Here is an 18,065-nt window from a genome sequence, read left to right as displayed (position 1 = left end):
AAGCGTGACAACGCAACGGGACATCGCCCGCACAGCGGGGGTATCGGTCGCGGTGGTGTCGGCCGTGCTCAACAGCTCCACCCACACCCGGATGAGCGAGGCCACCCGTGCGCGGGTCATCGAGGCCATGGAGAGCCTCGACTACCAGCCCAACCAAGCGGCCCGGTCGCTGCGGCTCAACCGCACCGGCATGATCGCGTTGATCCTCCACAAGCTCGACAATCCCGTCTACACCGACCTGCTGAGCGGCGTCTACGGGGCCGCGGCCGAGCGCGGTGGGACAGTCCTGCTCGGCGACGCCGAGACGATGCGCTCAGGCAGCCAGTTCGTCACCCGGCTGCTCAGCCACGGCACCGTCGACGGCATCCTGATCCGGGACGACTCGCTGTTTGACGACGACGTTATGGCCGAGCTTCGCTCCCATCCCAAGCCGATCCTCAGCCTGGACTACGACCAGGACCACCCATGGGTCGGCATCGACGACTGCCGCGCGGGCGAGATCGCGACCCGATTCCTGCTCAACCTGCGCCATCGCCGGATCGTCTTCATCGGTGGGGCGACCGGACACGCGTTCCGGCAGCGCTATCTCGGGTACCAGCAGGAGATGCAGCAGGCCGGGCTGGAACCGGCGCCGCACCTGGCCACCGGGTTCGGTGAGCAGGCCGGTGCCGACGGGCTGCGACAGGCGCTGCAACTGCCGGCCGCGCCGACCGCGGTCGTGGTGAACAACATCATGAGCGCCGTCGGGGTACTGGCCGCCGCCCGGGACCTCGGCATCGCCGTACCCGACCAGCTGTCGGTTGTCGGGATCCACGACGTCGGCCTGATGGAACACCTGCGCCCAGCCGTGACCGCAGTCCGGATGCCCATGTACGAGCTCGGCCGGGCCGGCGTCGACGCGCTGTACGACCTGATGGCGGGACGCCCCTACATCGGCGGCATCATCGCCGATCCCGAGCCCGAGCTTGTCGTCCGCGACTCGGCGACGGCCCTGGCCGACGCCTGACCAGGCGCCGGCGACCGCCCCGTGTCGCAGTCACCGCTGAAGTAGGACTCAGGCGGGTCGGGGAATGCCGACTCCGCGGCGAGCGTGACCGGCTGAAGCCAGGCCATCCACCCCGCCGCATTTCTGCCAGTGCGGTTCGTCGACCTAAAGCTGCGATCCTGCTGGCGCTTGTTGGGGTCAGATGGGGCAACGAGCTCGAAATCGTAACGTCAGACAGACCTCTAGTAGAGGGTGACACCGACCTGACGTAACGTAATGTCAATGCAGCGCTAACGAGGAGCCGACGGTGACCCTCTGACACTTTTCCTACCGGACTGCCGACCCGCAGCTTCACTCAATCGAGGATCCGCGAAGCTTCGTCACCATCTTGACGCAGCTCAGCGAGACTCCCCCTGTGCGAGCGGTTCTCGATCGGGCGCACCTGGCTGTCTGATAGACGACCTGCGAGAGGTCCCGGCGTCACTGTGGCCGGAGATCCCCCAGTCCAGCGAGGCCACACCCGTACACGTCCCGGTCGACGCCCGCACCTGTTCGACCGCCTTGCCAAGGACGGGCACCTGCTCCCGCTGAAGAAGGTCCCCAGAGAGGGCTCCTGCTAGTACGCCGCAACCACTGACCGAACACGCGAGCCTCCGCAGATGCTGCAGGTACTTCAGGAGCATGCCGAACAGCAGACCCCGCCCGGACCAGCACGGAGTCCCGATCAATCCGCCGGCTCAGAGGTTGAGCAGTAGGCGTGTGGTTAGGGTGCGTGTTGCTCCTCGGACACAAACGAGCCGCAGGTCCAACAAGACCAGCGGCTCTTTTCGTTGTAGGCGATCCTCAGCTGTATCCAGCCCGAGCTTCATTTCTCCCAGCTCGTCAACCATCGCACGGATCTCGGTGCGCGTCAGACGTGCCGTTGGCTGTAACGAATCGATACCAGCATCCGCCGCGCGCTTCTCGGCTACGGCCGAGTTGTATGGCTCGCCAGCGTCTCTGGATCCCATTGCGACGGCACATGCCCCTGCCGAGGCCGTCGCCGCAGCCCGAGCCGCCGACGTGGCCATGGTCGTCGTCGCCACGACCGAACGGATCGAAGCGGAAGGCTTCGACCAGTCCGACCTAAGCCTGCTCGGGCATCATGCCGAGCCGGTCCGCCGGGTCGCCGCAGCCAATCCCCGCACGGTCGTGGTGGTCAACGCGGGTCATGCGCCGTCACTATTTGGGCTCCCACATTCTTCTGTAACCCCTCGCCTATGTCCGGCCATCAGCCTATTCAATTGTCGAACACTGCAGCGGATCGGGCGGCGCGTTCGCGGCATCGACCTCGTCGAGCACAAGCGCACCGCCCAATCTGCAGAGAGTCTTGAGTTAGTTAAACTTTGAATAATTCAAGTGACCTTTGACCTTCTTTCGCAATGTAAAATATGCCCACCTTTTCAATTTCAGAACCCTGACTGTCGTCACCGAGTAGACCAGCGATTGATCCAACGTTGGCAAGTCCCTCAAGCACTAACCACACGGGCCGCTCTACCACCCGAGCCATTCAAAATACTGCCGATCCGAATATATCTCCAGATCACACCGAAATGTTCTCAGAAAATACCAGTCAGGCTCCGCGAAAGACGTATCGTCGATCCGCCCGTATTCATCGACGGGATCTTCAATATCAATCTTCTCCAACTTGAGAGAAGCTGATTTCGTCTCGAAATACAACCGGAAGGTGGGGACGACATCCGGTGCCTTGATGTCAACGATAGCTAAACCTGCTGGCCCATCCGTGGTTTCGAGCGAAACTCGTACGACGTCGCATTCATTTAGCGCTGCCGTCGATAGCTTTCCGAACGGCTCAAGCACCCAGTCACCCGTCCGGTCGCTCCAACCGACAGCCAATGGCGTAATCATCAACAATCCCAGTTTCGTCTCTTGCAGTATCGCCACACGCGATTCACATGCCTCCTCTTCATCGGCCCATCTACATCCCGCCGGAAAGCAGACCATCCATTAGGGGATTTGGGATTACGGCCAGAGCGCTTGTAATGCGGCGTTGGGACACGGCGACCTGCATACTTTCCAGTCTTGTTTAAATGTGACTTGCCAGCAATATCCCACTGATAGCGGTACCTTCTGGTCGTCTGGAACACCCTATTCTTACCTATCTTGCGCGCCAGCCGTGCAGCCTTTTGGACGGTTCGAACGGCCCTGTAAACCCTGTAGGCACGGTACCCCCAGGCTAGAGCTCCGAGGCCAGGAACGAAGCTCGCGGCGATCATGACCGTCTCGATCTTGTGGGTCTTAACCCAGTTCCAAGCCTTCTTAAACCCTCCCCAACGACCGTCGAGGTCATCCATATTGATCGGGTCAGTCGGATAGTTGTAGGCGTTGGCGTTGCCGCCTTCGACTGGATCGATGCTGGTAAAGAGACCAGTTATGCGGTTGTAGAGGCGGACGCCCATGAGCACCAGGCCCGCACCTGATGCGGCACGTTGCTTCGCGCCCAGCCACCCATAGTCGACAGCTCCAGTTTGCGAGGTGTTGTCGCCCGCAGGCGTGCCGTATTCGTCGTAGGTGTTCCAGCCACCGATACTGCTGGCCGGCTGGCCGGAAGCAGGCAGGTCGATTGTGGTGGCGATGTCGCCGTGGTTGTTGGCGAGGGTTAGGTCGGCGGTGCCGGTTTGGTCGACGGTTAGGGAGAGGTCGCCGCCGATCAGCTCGACGTAGCGGGTGGATTCGAGGCCGTTGGTTACCCAGGTGGGGTTGTCGCCGGTGTTGGTGTAGTGGCGGACCTTCTGGGTTGTGGTGGTGCCTTCGGTGATTGTTTCCACCGTGCGGCGGTCGGCGGCGTCGAGGGTGAAGGTGGTTGTGGTGGCGCCCTGGGTGATGGAGCGGGCCAGGTCGTTGTGGTAGTGGGCGAGGGTGATGTTGCCCGCGGCTGGGTTGGGGGCGTCGGACTCGGGCAGCGTTGTCGTACGGCCTAGTTGGTCGTAGACGTAGGTGCCGGAGCCGTTGGCGCCGGTGGTCGGGCGGTCGGCGGTGTCGTAGGCGCGGGTGACGGTGGTTCCACCCGAGACTGCGCAGGTGCCGTCGGGACCGCTCGAGGCCGTGGACTTGGTGAGGCGGTTGTCGTTGCGGTCGAAGCCGTACGTGCGGGTTACGCACGGGGTGGCTGTCGGGTCGGTTATGTCGACGCCCGTGGCGGACGCCGTCCGGTCCTTGACCGAGGTGAGACGACCGGCGTTGTCGTAGGTGTAGCCGCGGTCGTAGGGAACGGCGTCACCGGGATCGGTACCGGCGCCACCGGTGAAGGCTGCGCCGTCCGGAGTCCACTCGCGGACGACCCGGCCGGTGACGTCGTTGTCGATCGACCACGACAGCCAGGCGCCGTTCGGGTCCACGGTCGTGGTGCCGTCTTCGGCGGTGGTCGTGGTCTGGCCGGTGTAGCGAAGGCCTGTCGGCTCTCCGGCGTTGTCGGACTCGTTGATCTGGGTGATACCACCGGGCAATTTCTGCACGGTCATGGACCCGCCGGCGTCGTACGCGCCGGTGGACGACCAGGTCTTACCGCCGGTCGTGACCTCCACCTTGGTGGCCATCCCCCGGCGTTCGGCCAGGCTGTTGGCGTCGTTGCCGTCGTAGGTGTAGGTGGTGGTGCCGTTCGGGTCGGTGACCGTGGCGGCTCGCCCGGCGACGTCGTACACCGTGGTCGTGGCCGTTTCACCGTGGGGCTTGTAGCTGATCGGTCGGCCCCAGGTGTCGTACCCGGTGGTGATGGTGGTCGAGGTGGAGTCGGCCGCGGTTGCGGTGATCGCTGTCGCAGCGCCGGTGACCAGGTCGTACGTCGTCTTCTTCGCGGTGTTCGGCGTCGAGCCGGCCAGACCGGCGACGGTGGTTGTGCTCGTGTCGACGCGACCGTCAAGCAGGTACTCCGTGGTGTTGGTGCGGGTGACCGAACCGGACGTCTCGACCACGGTGGTCGGGGCGAGCAGGTAGTTGAAGCCGGTTGTGATCGACGACGGAAGCGTGGGCGTGGTACCGGCGCTTGAGGTCGGCTGAGCGGCCGGGTATGTCTTGCAGCTCAGGCCTGCCCACTGCGGCTTGCCGCCGCATTCCGGGAAGGTGCTGTTGGCGAAGGTCGTGAAGTAGACCGTCTTGGTCGTGCCGGCGTCGTTGCCGTTGGAGGCAGGCTGCCGGGATTCGATGACGCGGCCTTCGGTGTCGTAACGCGTGAGTTCCACGATGTCGCCGGCGCTACTCGTGCCGTCGAGGTCGACATCGGTGATGGTCTTGCCGGCCTGGGCGAGTGCCCAGCCGTCGGCGTCACCCGAGACCGGTGCGGAGTAGTCGGTCAGCGACTGACCGGTGATCTCCAGATCCGTACCGGTGCCGGGATCGTTCGCGTACGACGTCTCTGTCGTCGGCAGTCGGTACGGCAAGGTCGTCGTCGCGTTGATGCCGTTGTTTGGTGCGCCCTGGTCGAACTTGGTGTGCGTGTGCGGACGAACCCAGGCAACCGTGCCGTCCTTGAGGGTGGCGTAGCGGGCAGGGCCGTACGTGTCGGTCACCAGCGTGCCCGCCGGGGTGAGAACCGTGTCGCCCGCGGTGTTCTTGATGTCCGGGTTGTACACGGTCAGCGTGGCGAGCTGGTCGACCGAGGCACCGGCCGGGATCTGACCGTCGATGACCGCCCGGAGCGCCGTCTCGTCGAGCTGCCGGACGACGTTGCCCAGCTCGTTGTAGTCGCTGGAGGTGTACTGCCAACCACCAGCGCCGAACTTTGCCGTGTTGACCGTGTAACCGGCCGCGTCGGTGTACTGCAGATCGGCATACTGCCAGTCAGCAGCACCGGGCGCACCCGTCAGCGGATGGTCCGGGCCGAAGACCGCGAATCCACGGGTCGGTGTGGCCTTCTGGTTCCAACGGGCTACCGAGGTACCCGACAGGTCCGGCAGACCGTCACCGGACAGCGGGATCTCGTAGATGTACTTCCCGAGTGTCGCGACGCCACCCGCCGGGTCACCGGCCGGACGGGCCCGGGTCACCGAGTCCAGTTTCTCGCGCTGGTCGACGGTCACGTAGTTGAACTCGTAGGGCACCTGACCTGACGGTTTCATCGTCTTGATCGCGTTCGAGGCGGTGTAGGTGTATTCCGTCGACAGGCCCGAGCGAGGGTCTGTCACCTTGGTCAGCAAGGCGTTGACGTCATAGGTGTAGGCGGCGACCTTGATCGAGGTCATTCCGGCCCCACCGGTCTTGGCGGGGTCGTAGATGTCGAGCCAGGCCTCACTCAGCCGGTATCGGCTCGCGCCGATCAGGATGTAGTTGAAGCGCAGCGCACGGCAGCCCGGGTTCATACCCGTCAGCGGGGCCGTGGGGTTGTACGCGCCACAGGTCACACCCGGTGCCGCCGGGGCGAGAATCCGGACGACCCGGCCGTTTCCGTCGTACGCGAACGTCGTCTTGCCGGAGATCCCGGGCTCCGAGATGCCGGTGGCCCGGAACTGCGCGGCCGCTGTCGCGACTGGTGCCGCGGTGGGCGACCAGGTCGTGGTCGTGCCGTCATCCTCGATGTAGGAGATCACGGTGCTGGTCCCGGTGCCGGTGACCTTCAGCCGCGAGCCGTCCTGCTCGGTCTCCTCGCCAACGGGGATCCAGTCACCGAGCTCGAACGCGGCGGTCGTACGACGTGCGGCCGTCGGAGACTCATACGTCAGTGCCGTGCCGTCACCGTCGAGCAGCGTGAGCGTGCCGTCGATCTTGGTCGAGTCGATCACCTGCAGTCCGGCGGCACCGGCATCGGCGCCATCGAACTGAGCGATCCAGCCCTGACCGAAAGCCCCGTTGATCTGGTTGGTGGGCGTTTCGTAGGTCATGTGCGAACGCGAGATCGACAGGTCACCGGTGTAGCCCGGCACCGAGATGTCGGTCCCAGACACGTTGAACTCACCGGTCCACAGCGCCACCTGCCCCGGGCCGGCGTCAGCGGTGGGGAAGCCGTCGCCGAAGGCGTGCGGCAGGCGCTGCACGGTGGTGCCGGGCGATTGCGACCAGGTGCACTGTTCGGTCGAGCCGTACTTGAAGCAGACCTGGACGTCGAGCTTGACCGGAATCCGGTCGTTCAGGACTGTCGGCTCGATGACCGTGGTGCTGGGATCGGAGTCGAGGAAGGCGTCGGATTTTGCGTTGTCCGTGTTCCACAAGGTGTTGACCGTGACACCACCGGTGCCGTTGTCCGTCACCGGGAGAACCGTCGCGTCCTCGTTCCAGCCGACCAGGTCGTCGTCACCGCCGTACCCGGACACGCGCCACTTGACGCGCGCGGTCACCGTCGAGGCGGTTCCCCGCGGCGGGCCTGAAGCGGTGACGCGGATGTTGTCCGCGGTCGTGATGCGCGGCGTGGAGGTCGGCGAGGTCAGCGACGAACCGCCCCAGCCGAACTTGTGCGTCTTGTTCGGCGACAGCTTTCCGGCCGGCGTCTGAGCCTGTACGACGATCGTGTGCAGGCCGGCCTTGTCCTTCGGGAAGGTCACGTCCCACTTCGCCACAGCCGGGTCGCTCGACGGGGTGATCCGGATCTGGCCTGCTGCACCACCGGGAACGTTGGTGGTCGGCTGCTTGCCGTCGACGATCAACCGAAGGTAGCCGGGAGCGTTGTACCCGGTGCCGGTCGCGGTGATCGTGCAGACCACGTCCGCGGTGGGCGCGGTGTCGTGCCACTTGTCGTACTCGTCGTACGGCGACGGGCAGGTCACCACCGGCTCCGGCGGAGCGACGGCCCCCGTCCGCAGCCGCTGGTTGTAGTTGACCCAGGGGCCGTCGACGCGGCCGTCGTTGGCCTTGGCGCGGATGTAGAGCAGCGTGTTGTCGGGCAGATCCGTGGCCGGGCGGCAGCCGGCCGTCGTACCCGAGGCGTAGACCGACGAGGTGCAGGTGCCCTTCAGGCTGAAGGTCGGGCCGGAACCGGTGTAGAACTCGAAGATGTACTTGACCGTGTTCCCGTCGGGGTCGGTGGCCTTGGTCCGCACCCAGGGGCGCAGGCTCGGCGAGTACAGCGACGAGGTGGTCTCATCAGGTGCGGCATAGGCGACGGCCTCGCTCGGCTCAACCGTCGCGGGCGCGTTCGGCTTGCGGTTCCAGGTGAACGATACGAACGGATCGGTCCCGGACTCGCTGGAGCCGAAGCGCTTCCAGTGGTTCACATCCGACTCGTTGCCCGCTTTGAGGGCCAGGCCCACCGTCGCCGCGCTGGAGCCGGCCCACTGCTTGGCCAGAGCGGTCATCGGAACGCTGATCCGGCCCGACGCGCAGGCGCTGGAGAACCCCTTCGCGACCGTCGCGGTGCCCAGGACCGTGGTGCCCGTGGCCGGTTGCGCCGTCCAGGTGGTCGACGTCGAAGCCGGGTCCGCCGAGTGCACGTTGATGGCGGTCGGCGTGCAAGTCATCGCGCCGTACTGGTACAGCGATAGATGAGAGCTGACGATGTCCTTGCCGGCGAACGGCGCGGTCGGGAAGTTCAGGAACGACCGCTCGATGTGCGTGCCGTTCTTGCCCGCGCGCAGGTCAACCAGAGACGACAGGTCAGTGGTGACGCTGGTCTGCACGAACGTGTCGAAGCTCGGCAGCGCGGTAACGGCCACGTACGTCGGGTCGACGGTCACCGGGAAGACACGCGCGGGATCCAGCAGCCATTGCTTGTCCGGGGCAACGACCAGGGTCGCCTTGCCCGGGGACACCTGCTCGACCGTCACCTTGACGATCGCCTTGTTCAGCGGATCACCGGTCGCCTTGTTGACCGCAGAGTCCCACATGTAGGCAACCGGGATCCGCGAGCGTACGACGTTCTTCGCGTCGGTGAACTCGATCACGCCGTTCTTGGCCTGGCGTGCCGTCAGCCCCTTGGTCCGCAACGGGAAACGCCAGACCGGCGCCGTCGAGGGACGGGTCTTCACGACCAAGTCGGTTTCGAAGCCACTGCGACGCGCGTCCACCGTCAGGTCGACACCGGGCTCGACCTCGGCATAGGTCGCCTTTGTCCCGGCAAGGGCCGGTTCCGGCAACTTCCAGGGAGCCAGCCACTCGACCTGCCGACCGGCACCTGCGATGGCTGACGCGAAGACACCACCCGCGGCGGCGTTCTGCTTGCCGAGGCGCAAGTCCAGGCTGTGGCTCTTCGGCGCGATCAGACCGTCCTGCTCCTTGGCCAGATTCAGGTCGACCGACTGCCAATCGCCTGACGCCGTCTTGAACCGGACCGGCGACATGTGCGCCTCGGTGGTCATCGTTCCGTCCGGGTTCGCCCAGGTCGTGGACGTCTCGGACCGCAGCGACTCCACCTCGACCTTGGCGCCCTGCGACCGCGCCGTCAGCGCCGCGGAAATCACGTCGGGCTTCGAAACGGCCTTCGGGGCAGGCGTCGCCTCCGCCGCCGGAGCGGCGACAGCGGACGGCCCCTGGAGGGCACCTGCCAACAGGGCCATCGACACGACAGCTGCAACATACTGGGGGACTTTTCGTAACCGGGCCTGCCGTGGACGATCCAGCGCGTACATGGGACCTGCTTCCTGCCGGCCCGTGGGGGGACGGAAAGCCGATGACTTACGGGTTCATCGGCAGGCCGGCACCGGCCACATCGAGACCACTCCAAGCGTTGTTACGGCAATTGCAGGAACCTGCAACGGTCGCCTTCAGCACCCAATCCGGCGCTGAGCGGCACTACGCTCGTTGGCGACCTGGCTCAACGAGAGGCGACCATGACCAAACGCACCATCCGGCTGGCCCTGACCAGCGTCCTCGCAGTTGCGATAGCGGCCGGCCTGATCGGTCCGGCCGGAGCCCGCGATACGGAAATCGACTTTGGTAGCGGCCAGATCGGTGACTGGACCAAAAGCGCAAACGGCACTATCGGCGATGTGACCGAATCTGACGGCGACCCTGTCGCAGACGTATTCGTCGTCGGCGATTCCCTCACCACGCTGGGCCGCTCAGACCTCATCGCCGCCATGAATGCGGAAGGCCGTACGATCGCGATCAACTACTGGTCCGGCCGTCCGACAGCCCCGGCCGTGGACTGGGTTCTGTCCTTGACCACCAAGCCGAAGATTCTTGTCATGGCCACCGGCACGAACGACATCTTCGACCCGTCGGTCATGTCCGCGCAGATCACCCGGCTGCTGGCCGGAGTGCCTTCGACCACGAAGGTGCTTTGGGTCGACACACACGCATCCCGCTGGGAACTATCCGCAGACGTCCAGGTCGCGGACCAGCGCAACTCCGGCTGGGTCAACGTGCAGATCCACGACAAGCTGGGGCCGGCAAGAGTCATCCCCTGGAGCATGTGGCTGCAGTACCGAGGTCCGGGCTACATCACCCACTACCTGTCCGACGGCGTCCACCCCAAGGCCGGAACCGGAACAGCGTTCTGGGCCGAGATCCTCATGAAGTCGATCCGGCCGCTACTGGCGACCACGTAGACGGGGAACTGACAGTCCGCGGATCCAATGCAGGCGCCCTGCGCGAGAGTTGCAACAGTCGCGCCAAGATTCTCCGGACTGAACAGACGAGACATCCACTCGTTCACGCCATCGGCCAAATGGTCCTCGCGCAGATCGACCGTTGGCGGATGCTCCAGACCTCGCGTCGGCTATTGCTTGAGGTCGAGTGCGCTCGAGGCCGTCGCCGAAGGAGATGCCAAGCACCGGTTAGGCGCCGCGCCGGGGTGAGGCGACGGCGTGTGTGCCGGAGTTCGTTTCACATCACCGCGGTCCCTGGTGTCAGCGGTGTTGGGCACCGCCGACGACGATCCCTGGGTCTCGGACGCGATGGCGTGGCCGCTTCTAGCGGTGCTCGACGAGTCGCTCGACGAGGTCTGGTGCGAGCCGGTCGCACGACACCTCGGTCATTTCGACACCGATGCCGAGGCCGAGCTACGCCGGGGTCGTCGATATGCCGTCGCGGCGCGGCTGGCCCGGCTCTTCGCTGCGTACGCCGTACAGCGGCCCGCCCTCCTCGCAGACTCCATTGATTCATCCCGCTGGCCAGATGGATCTCCCGCAAGTAGACCGTTGTCGGATGCTCCAAAGCCGTCGCCGAGCCAGGCACCAAAGTCCAGGCGGCACAGCGATAGAACGTCGCATGTTTGCGGCCGACAACGGGCCTGACCTTGGCTTCGGTGAGTTCCTCGACGATGTCGCGGGCGGCGCCCTCGGCCCGACTGGTGCTGGTGCCGGCGCATCGAAGATGCCTGCTATACCTAGGGCGTGACAGCTGCCGAAACGCCTGTGATCGCCGGGACGGTCGGATCGCTGCTCGGCAAGACTGCGGCGGCCTGGCGTGCACCTGAGTTCGGGCTGTCGGCTGCGGACCGGCTCGTCATCACGTTCAGCGATGGCAGCGCCGCGTTTGTCAAAGGGGCGACGACCGAAGAGACCGCGGGCTGGCTGCGCAACGAGCACCGGATCCTCGATCACCTGCGAGGCACCAGCCTCTCCCCCGAGGTTCTCGGCTGGCAGGACGACGGCGCCGGACAGCCGTTGCTGGTGACGGAGGACCTATCCGCCGCCTACTGGCCTGCGGCCGGCGCCGAGAATCCGGGCGGCGGCACGTCGACGGTCTGGCGACCCGGCGACATCGACGTTCTCCGCCGCACGCTCGACCGTTTGCGCCGAGCGCCGCTCCCTGCCGAGCTGCCGCGGACGACCAGCTGGCCGGGACCACAGTGGCCGCGCGTTATCGAGCTGGCCGACCGGCTTGTCGATGTCGGTGTCGTCAACCCCGGCTGGCTCGAGGCGAATGCCGAGACCCTAACCGCCGTCGACGCGGAGGCGGACACCGCTCTCGAGCTCGGTGCATACCTGGTGCACGGCGACGTCCGCAGCGATAACGTGTGCATCCTCAGCAACGCCGGCGAGCGCGAAGGTCGCCTCGTCGACTGGTCGCACGCCGGCGCCGGCCACGAGTTGCACGACCTCGTGCAGCTGCTCCCCACGCTTCACCTGGAGGGTGGTCCGCCGCCGTGGCAGGTGTGCACCGAACCCGCACCCCTCATCGCGAGGCTTGCGGGACCGTCGCTGCAGCGCGCCTGCGTGAGCGAGCAGCCAGATTGGCTCCGTCGCGTGTTCATCGACCTCGCGTCGATCAACCTGATGTGGGTGGCAGCGGCCCTCGGGCTGCCACTGCCCGTGCCGGATCAAACACGCCCGGTTGACCAAGGCGCTCCAGGGGTCTCCGGCAGTACACAGGACCAGCGCTGAACCGAGTGGCGGGCTACGGGGCAGCCACACCACTCCCGACACCCGCCGGTACCAGGCGACGGCGGTTTCGGCACCAGGACGGCGACCTCGGAATGGCCCGAAGGATTGCCTTTCAGAGAGCTGACAAGACCGGCCATTCCGTGAACGGCGTGATCGGCGGGCGGCGGCGACCAACTGCTCTTGGTCGCCGCCGATCAGCATTATCGTGGTGCAGCGCAGATCCCGGGCGATGATCTCGAGGTCTCGTCGTACCTCGTCGGTGTCCTCACCGATCAGGTATGAGATTCCGCGGACGTCCAGCATGGTCAGAGCCTCGACCACACGCCTCGGCGCCGAACGTCGGGCTCGCGGAGATGGTGAGCAGTCCACCTGCTCCCACGGGAGGGCGGGAGCGGATCGTCGGGAACGGCTGCCGGTCAGCGGCCGGTGGCTTCACCGAACTTGTCGGTGGCCTGGTCGGTCAGGCCTTCGGTGGGAAGGTCGATACCGGTGGCACCGGTGACCTGGTCGCTGACGGAGTTGGCCTGGTCCTGGGCCGCCTCGGCGTGGCCTTGGGCCTGGTCGGCCAGACCCTCAGTGGCCTGGGTGGCCTGGTCGGTGACGCCACTGACGTCGACACCGGTGGTTTCGGCGATTTTGTCGGAGGCGCCGGACAAATCGATGCCGGTGGCCTCGGTGACCTTGTCGGTGGCGCCCGACAGGAGCTCGGTGGCCTTGTCCTTGAGGGAGTCGAAGATGCCCATGAGGGGAGAACCCTTCAGTCATTGTTGGCTAGGAGAGGGAATCACCCAGCGTAACAAGAGAATCCAATCTCTTAACCTCGGCTGCTGTTCGGCAAACGGTCATCGGCTGACGCCCCTCGATGCCGGTACCGGAGAGTGAGGGCGAGGTACTGCCGGGGCTGGCTGCGTTCCAGGAGTCCAGCGCGGTTTCAGCGTCCACCTTGGCATAGCCCCGCGGCGGCCGTACATTCGGGCGATGGCCAGCTCACCCGTCGGGGGCTACGACCCACAGCACTTCGAGAAGCTCTTCGCGCTGGAGGCGGCAAGTTTCTGGTTCCGGGGCCGCAGCGACCTGATCAACTGGGCCCTCGATCGCAACTTCCCGGCCGCGAAGTCGTTCCTCGAACTCGGCTGCGGGACGGGATACGTCATCAGCCGGATCCGGGAGGTGCACCCGGACTGGCGGCTGGTCGGCACCGAGCTGTTCGAGGAGGGTCTGGCTAAGGCCCGGATCCGAATGCCTTCCGGGGTCGAGCTCCGCCAGCAGGACGCCACCCAGAGCCCCTACGACAGCGAGTTCGACGTGGTCGGTGCGTTCGACGTGATCGAGCACGTCGAGGACGCCCCTGCCGTACTGGCTGGGATGTATAAGGCGCTGAAGCCCGGCGGCGGTCTGCTGGTCACCGTGCCGCAGCACAAGTGGTTGTGGAGCGAGGCGGATGTCGCGGCGCACCACGTGAAGCGGTACACGAAGCGCGAGCTGACCGACGAGCTTCGGGCAGCCGGTTTCGAAGTCAGCCGGGTCGCGTCGTTCGTCTCCCTGCTGCTGCCGGCCATGATGGTGTCGCGGCTGCTCAAGAAGGACGCCGGTAACGTCGAGGAAGAGCTCGACATGGCCGCCCCGCTGAACAAGGCCTGCTACGGCGTGATGCGGCTCGAGTCGGCTCTGGTTCGCGCCGGGCTGAACTTCCCCGCCGGTGGCTCGCTGCTCGCGGTAGCCCGCCGACCGGACTAGCGCGGGCGCTACTCCCGGAGCGGTATGACGCGACAGGAACGCGCGAGCAGCGTCGCCAACCTTTCGCGTGTCTCGGGCGGATACGACTGACGGAGGAATCAGTGGCTGGGAAGGGAACGTGGGAGCCCGAACCAGGGAAGGACGCTGTTGTCGAAGCGGGTCACGGCGGAGATCCGGTCGCCGGCCAGGGTGAGGACGAGAAGCCCGGTCCCGTGCCGGATGCCGTCGGTGGGCGCGCGGAGGTAGGTGCCGAAGGCCGGTTGGCCGTTGGCGCGCGTGGGGACCAGGTGGTACTCGCGGTTGGCGCTCATAAGCGCGGTGTAGAAACCGGCGACGGCGTCGCGGCCGAGGTATTCGAGCGGCATCGGCGGCATCGAGACCCGAACGTCGTCGGTGAGCAGGGCAACCAAGGCATCGATGTCGCCGGCTTCGTACGCGCGAGTGAACCTCGCCACGAGTGCCTGCTCGGCCGGTGAGGCGAGCGTCGGCGATGAAGCGGTGGTTCCGTCCGGCGGGATGCGCCGTTGCAGCGTGGCGCGTGCCCGTTTGAGCGCGCTGGTGACCGATTCGACGGAGGAGTCGAGGATGTCGGCGACGTCGGCTGCCGGGTAGCCGAGCACCTCGCGCAGGATCAGGACGGCCCGCTGGCGGGCGGGCAGGAGCTGCAGCGCGGTGACGAACGCCAGCGAGATGGACTCCTTCTGCTCGTAGCGTGCTTCCGGGCCGGGCGGCGTGGCGATCGCGCCGTCGAGGAGCGCGTCGGGGTATGGCTCGAGCCAGACGATTTCGCCGTGCCGGTTCGGCTCCGGTGGTTCGATCTCGGGCACGTCCCACTCCTTTGCCGGGCGGCGGCTGGCCGAGCGAATCACGTTGAGGCACTGGTTGGTGGCGATCCGGTACAGCCAGGTGCGGATCGTGGACCGCCCCTCGAACCGGTCGAGACCGCGCCATGCGGCGAGCAGCGTGTCCTGCAGAACGTCCTCGGCGTCCTGGAACGAGCCGAGCATCCGGTAGCAGTGCATGTGCAGCTCCCGGCGATGTAGCTCTGTCAGTTGCCGGAACGCCTCGTCATCCCCATCCCGCGCCCTTGCGATCAGCTCGCTCGCGGTCACGTGTCATCACCTCGCCTGGTGTCAGGTTCGCCAGTCTTCCTCAGTTGTGACACCGGCCGGGCCGAAAACTGGGCGCATCACGCGCCGCCCATTTTGCCGGCGGTGTGGTGTCTGCACTCTCGACAGTTCGATTTCCACCTGACGAGGAGAACGCATGACACTCGCGGACAAGACGGTCCTGGTGACTGGAGCCAGCCGCGGCATCGGGAAGGCGCTGGTCGACGAGGCGCTGAGCAGAGGCGCCAAAAGGGTCTACGCCGGCACACGACAGGCCCTCACCCACGCGGATGAGCGCGTCACGCCGCTGACCCTCGACGTGACCGACGCCGGACAGATCGCCGCCGCTTCGGAAACGGTTGGTTCACTCGACGTCCTGATCAACAATGCGGGCGTCTACGGCTATGAAGACCTGGCCGATCGAGCCGGCCTGGAGCGGCATCTTGGGGTTAACCTCTTCGGCCCCTATGGCGTCATCCAGGCACTCTTGCCTCGACTTGTCGAGTCGAAGGGCGCGATCGTCAATGTGCTGTCGATGGCAGCGGTGGCTGCCGTGCCGATCAGTCCTGCGTACTCGATCTCGAAGGCGGCCGCGTTCTCGTTAACGCAGTCCCTGCGTGCCACGCTCGCCGGTCAGGGCGTGGACGTTCATGCCGTGCTGCCCGGTCCCGTGGACACTGACATGGTGCGTGACCTCGACATTCCGAAGGCGTCACCGCAGTCGGTAGCCCGGGCCATCCTCGACGGGCTTGCCAAGGGAGAAGACGAGATCTTCCCCGATCCCTTCTCGCAGGCGCTTGCCGACAGCTGGAACAGCGGTGCGGTGAAGGCGCTCGAGCGCGAGAACGCGGCGCTCGTTTCCGCGGCGCAGAACCAGTAACGGAAGGGCATACCAATGAGCACGAGTTTGCTGCTCCAGGACAAGACCGCCGTGATCTACGGAGCCGGCGGTGCCATCGGTCACGCCGTCGCCAAGACATTCGCGCGCGAAGGGGCGCGGGTCTTTCTTGCCGGGCGCACCCTGTCGAAGGCGGAGGTACTCGCCAAGGAGATCGTCACCGCTGGGGGCGTGGCCGAGGCCGCGCAAGTCGACGCGCTCGACGAGAACGCCGTGGCCGAGCACCTCGACACCGTGATCGAGAAGGCGGGCGGCGTCGACATCTCGTTCAACGCCGTCGGGCTCCGTAACACCACCCTGCAGGGCGTTCCGCTCGTCGATCTCAACGTCGACGAGTTCATGCGACCCATTGCCGAGCACGTGCGAGCCAACTTCCTGACCGCCCGCCTGGCCGGGCGGCACATGACGGCGAAAGGCTCGGGCGTGATCATGACCGTGACCTCGATTCCCTCCCGGATCGCCAACCCCCTCATGGGTGGCGTCGCATTGGCCATGGCGGCCGAGGAGGCCCTGATCAGGGACCTCTCAGTCGAGCTCGCGCCGCACGGCGTCCGCGTGGCCGGGGTCCGGACCCAGGGAATGCCGGACAGCGGCACGATCGAGGAGGTCTTCGGCATTCATGCCAAGGCCCACGGAATCACTCGCGACCAGTTCCAGGACATGGTCACCGAGCGCACGCACCGCAAACGCCTGCCGAGCCTTCAGGAAATGGCCGAGGTCGTCACGTTCATCGCTTCGGACCGGGCGAGCGGAATCGCCGGAACCATGGCCAACATGAGCCTCGGCGCCATCCCCGACTAAGAGACCGCGGAGGAGCACGACAATGAATGACATTTCGGGCAGGACGGCGGTCGTCGTGGGCGCCGGCCGCGGCTTGGGGCGTGGGATCGCCAGGGCGATGGTTCACCGGATACGGCCTCGCAGTCGTCGGCTGGAACGACAGGAGCGGCGACCACGTTGAGAAACACAACGCGTCCAGCTTCTCCGGTGCGAACTTCACCATCGAGATCCATCACGGCGCCGACAAGAAGGGCACGGTCTACGTGGCCCTGACGGATGCCGACAACCGGGTGACCTATTGCCAGAAGGTCTTCTACGTCACCATCTCGGTCTAGACACGACGCTGCGGTGCGCTCGCCTACCTGCGAGCGCGCCGCGTGCGTTTAGCGGTGCACGCTGACCAGTTCAACCTCGGTCAACTCGACATTGCGACCGGCCATTCCGAGTGTGGTAGTGGGCAAGTCAGCGACCGGAACACGCCCGATCCGCCCTCGGCACCTTCCTCGCAGGCTCATCCACGACAAAAGTCCATCTGGTCGGGATCCACTCCCGATCGCAGAGCTACCAGCGCCGCGGCGTACCGCCACGTCAAGTGCTCACCTTCGTTGACATCGAGGCCTCCAGCACGCCGGGTCTGCCCTGGCCGATTCGCATGTGGAGCGACAAGAAAGGTGAGTGGATCGCGCAACCAGACGCGCTGGCCGACTTCCACGCCGGCTCCATCGGATCGCAACAGCACGGTCGTGGGAAGAAGGCGGCTGCCACGCGTTCGTACGTAGAGCCGATCCTGGACGCGCTGCCGCCGGGGCCCGTCGTGCTGTTCGTCGACGCCCCGGGCACGCGGAGCTTCTGGCCCGGGCTGCAGAACCAGAAGTTCGCGACCGCCCTGCTGCCCGGACTCAACCTCAGCGTCGTACGAGACCTCGCCATCGTCCGCTGCAACAATTCGGACGAGATCCCACGTCCCGTCGACCGCTCCAGCGGGAAGCGATCAACCGCGGATGCCCGCAAGCCCGTGTGGTTAAGGTGTGTGTTGCTCCTCGGACACAAAACGAGCCGCAGGTCTAACCCAGACCAGCGGCTCTTTTCGTTGTGCCCCTGCAGACCCTCAGCGTCGAGCGGGTTAGCTTGATAGCGGCGCGCGTCACAACTCGCGCGTTACAACCAGCCATCGATCCAGAGGGCATCCCCCGACTCACGTCCTGAAGCTGGGCTCTCAACGCGCATGGTTAGCGTGAGTCGCTGCCGATGCTGAGACCGAGGCCATCGGCGCCGCTGTAGCGAGCGCCGCGATCGGATTCCTCGGC

The 18,065-nt window shown here is 65.9% G+C and carries 14 protein-coding genes; 10 read left to right on the top strand and 4 right to left on the bottom strand.

The genetic code is table 11. The features are described from left to right. The first annotated feature begins 4 nt into the window (after positions 1 to 4). Together OG394_RS05040 and OG394_RS05035 are read left to right on the top strand one after the other, a co-directional pair. A complete protein-coding gene (locus OG394_RS05040; protein ID WP_328993701.1) occupies positions 5 to 1,006 on the top strand; it encodes a LacI family DNA-binding transcriptional regulator in 1,002 nt (333 codons plus the stop codon). Positions 1,007 to 1,666: 660 nt separating this feature from the next. Then, positions 1,667 to 2,374, top strand: coding sequence for a glycoside hydrolase family 3 C-terminal domain-containing protein (locus OG394_RS05035; protein ID WP_328993699.1), 708 nt, complete (start codon positions 1,667 to 1,669; stop codon positions 2,372 to 2,374). Between the two features lie 144 nt (positions 2,375 to 2,518). Here OG394_RS05035 and OG394_RS05030 read toward each other — a convergent pair whose 3' ends face one another. Beyond that, complete coding sequence (locus OG394_RS05030; protein WP_328993698.1) at positions 2,519 to 2,893, bottom strand: hypothetical protein; 375 nt, start codon at positions 2,891 to 2,893, stop codon at positions 2,519 to 2,521. Continuing rightward, positions 2,893 to 9,462 (bottom strand): RHS repeat-associated core domain-containing protein, encoded by a 6,570-nt coding sequence (locus tag OG394_RS05025; RefSeq protein ID WP_328993697.1) that lies wholly within the window; start codon positions 9,460 to 9,462, stop codon positions 2,893 to 2,895. Before OG394_RS05025 ends, OG394_RS05030 begins: the two co-directional genes overlap by 1 nt. Before the next feature lie 273 nt (positions 9,463 to 9,735). Here OG394_RS05025 and OG394_RS05020 point away from each other — a divergent pair, with 273 nt between their 5' ends. The 3 genes from OG394_RS05020 (at position 9,736) to OG394_RS05010 (ending at position 12,234) form a co-directional block, all read left to right on the top strand. Further along, positions 9,736 to 10,455 carry an SGNH/GDSL hydrolase family protein gene (locus OG394_RS05020; protein ID WP_328993696.1) on the top strand — a complete coding sequence of 240 codons (720 nt, stop codon included), beginning with the start codon at positions 9,736 to 9,738 and terminating at the stop codon, positions 10,453 to 10,455. A gap of 258 nt (positions 10,456 to 10,713) precedes the next feature. Further along, entirely contained in the window at positions 10,714 to 11,142 is a 429-nt protein-coding gene (locus OG394_RS05015) for an exodeoxyribonuclease V subunit gamma (protein ID WP_328993695.1), read from the top strand. A gap of 99 nt (positions 11,143 to 11,241) precedes the next feature. Then, entirely contained in the window at positions 11,242 to 12,234 is a 993-nt protein-coding gene (locus OG394_RS05010; RefSeq protein WP_328993693.1) for a phosphotransferase, read from the top strand. A 416-nt stretch (positions 12,235 to 12,650) separates the two neighbouring features. On the opposite strand, the gene OG394_RS05005 is transcribed toward OG394_RS05010, so the two are convergent. Further along, on the bottom strand, positions 12,651 to 12,977 hold the full coding sequence (locus tag OG394_RS05005) for a hypothetical protein (RefSeq protein ID WP_328993691.1): 327 nt from the start codon (positions 12,975 to 12,977) through the stop codon (positions 12,651 to 12,653). 235 nt (positions 12,978 to 13,212) lie between these two features. Here OG394_RS05005 and OG394_RS05000 point away from each other — a divergent pair, with 235 nt between their 5' ends. After that, complete coding sequence (locus OG394_RS05000; protein ID WP_328993690.1) at positions 13,213 to 13,971, top strand: class I SAM-dependent methyltransferase; 759 nt, start codon at positions 13,213 to 13,215, stop codon at positions 13,969 to 13,971. A 98-nt stretch (positions 13,972 to 14,069) separates the two neighbouring features. On the opposite strand, the gene OG394_RS04995 is transcribed toward OG394_RS05000, so the two are convergent. After that, entirely contained in the window at positions 14,070 to 15,083 is a 1,014-nt protein-coding gene (locus OG394_RS04995) for a sigma-70 family RNA polymerase sigma factor (RefSeq protein WP_328993689.1), read from the bottom strand. A gap of 154 nt (positions 15,084 to 15,237) precedes the next feature. Here OG394_RS04995 and OG394_RS04990 point away from each other — a divergent pair, with 154 nt between their 5' ends. The 4 genes from OG394_RS04990 (at position 15,238) to OG394_RS04975 (ending at position 17,890) form a co-directional block, all read left to right on the top strand. Beyond that, positions 15,238 to 15,960 (top strand): SDR family NAD(P)-dependent oxidoreductase, encoded by a 723-nt coding sequence (locus tag OG394_RS04990; protein WP_328993688.1) that lies wholly within the window; start codon positions 15,238 to 15,240, stop codon positions 15,958 to 15,960. Between the two features lie 15 nt (positions 15,961 to 15,975). Continuing rightward, positions 15,976 to 16,779 (top strand): SDR family NAD(P)-dependent oxidoreductase, encoded by an 804-nt coding sequence (locus OG394_RS04985; RefSeq protein ID WP_328993687.1) that lies wholly within the window; start codon positions 15,976 to 15,978, stop codon positions 16,777 to 16,779. A 26-nt stretch (positions 16,780 to 16,805) separates the two neighbouring features. Next, positions 16,806 to 17,093, top strand: a complete 288-nt coding sequence (locus OG394_RS04980; RefSeq protein WP_328993686.1) for a hypothetical protein — start codon at positions 16,806 to 16,808, stop codon at positions 17,091 to 17,093. A gap of 197 nt (positions 17,094 to 17,290) precedes the next feature. Beyond that, entirely contained in the window at positions 17,291 to 17,890 is a 600-nt protein-coding gene (locus OG394_RS04975) for an RNaseH domain-containing protein (protein ID WP_328996800.1), read from the top strand. Positions 17,891 to 18,065 lie beyond the last annotated feature (175 nt).

It is taken from the genome of Kribbella sp. NBC_01245 (assembly GCF_036226525.1).
GTDB lineage: Bacteria > Actinomycetota > Actinomycetes > Propionibacteriales > Kribbellaceae > Kribbella.
The sequence above is the reverse complement of the archived record's forward strand: the minus strand, read 5'-3'. Positions and strand labels throughout refer to the sequence as shown.

Excerpts from the sequence above, each read along its gene's own strand:
- OG394_RS04985 (WP_328993687.1), top strand. The coding sequence starts at position 15,976 with ATGAGCACGAGTTTGCTGCTCCAGGACAAGACCGCCGTGATCTACGGA.
- OG394_RS05035 (WP_328993699.1), top strand. The coding sequence starts at position 1,667 with ATGCCGAACAGCAGACCCCGCCCGGACCAGCACGGAGTCCCGATCAAT.
- OG394_RS05020 (WP_328993696.1), top strand. The coding sequence starts at position 9,736 with ATGACCAAACGCACCATCCGGCTGGCCCTGACCAGCGTCCTCGCAGTT.
- OG394_RS04980 (WP_328993686.1), top strand. The coding sequence starts at position 16,806 with ATGACATTTCGGGCAGGACGGCGGTCGTCGTGGGCGCCGGCCGCGGCT.
- OG394_RS05025 (WP_328993697.1), bottom strand. The coding sequence starts at position 9,462 with ATGGCCCTGTTGGCAGGTGCCCTCCAGGGGCCGTCCGCTGTCGCCGCT.
- OG394_RS05030 (WP_328993698.1), bottom strand. The coding sequence starts at position 2,893 with ATGATTACGCCATTGGCTGTCGGTTGGAGCGACCGGACGGGTGACTGG.
- OG394_RS04990 (WP_328993688.1), top strand. The coding sequence starts at position 15,238 with ATGACACTCGCGGACAAGACGGTCCTGGTGACTGGAGCCAGCCGCGGC.
- OG394_RS05000 (WP_328993690.1), top strand. The coding sequence starts at position 13,213 with ATGGCCAGCTCACCCGTCGGGGGCTACGACCCACAGCACTTCGAGAAG.
- OG394_RS05005 (WP_328993691.1), bottom strand. The coding sequence starts at position 12,977 with ATGGGCATCTTCGACTCCCTCAAGGACAAGGCCACCGAGCTCCTGTCG.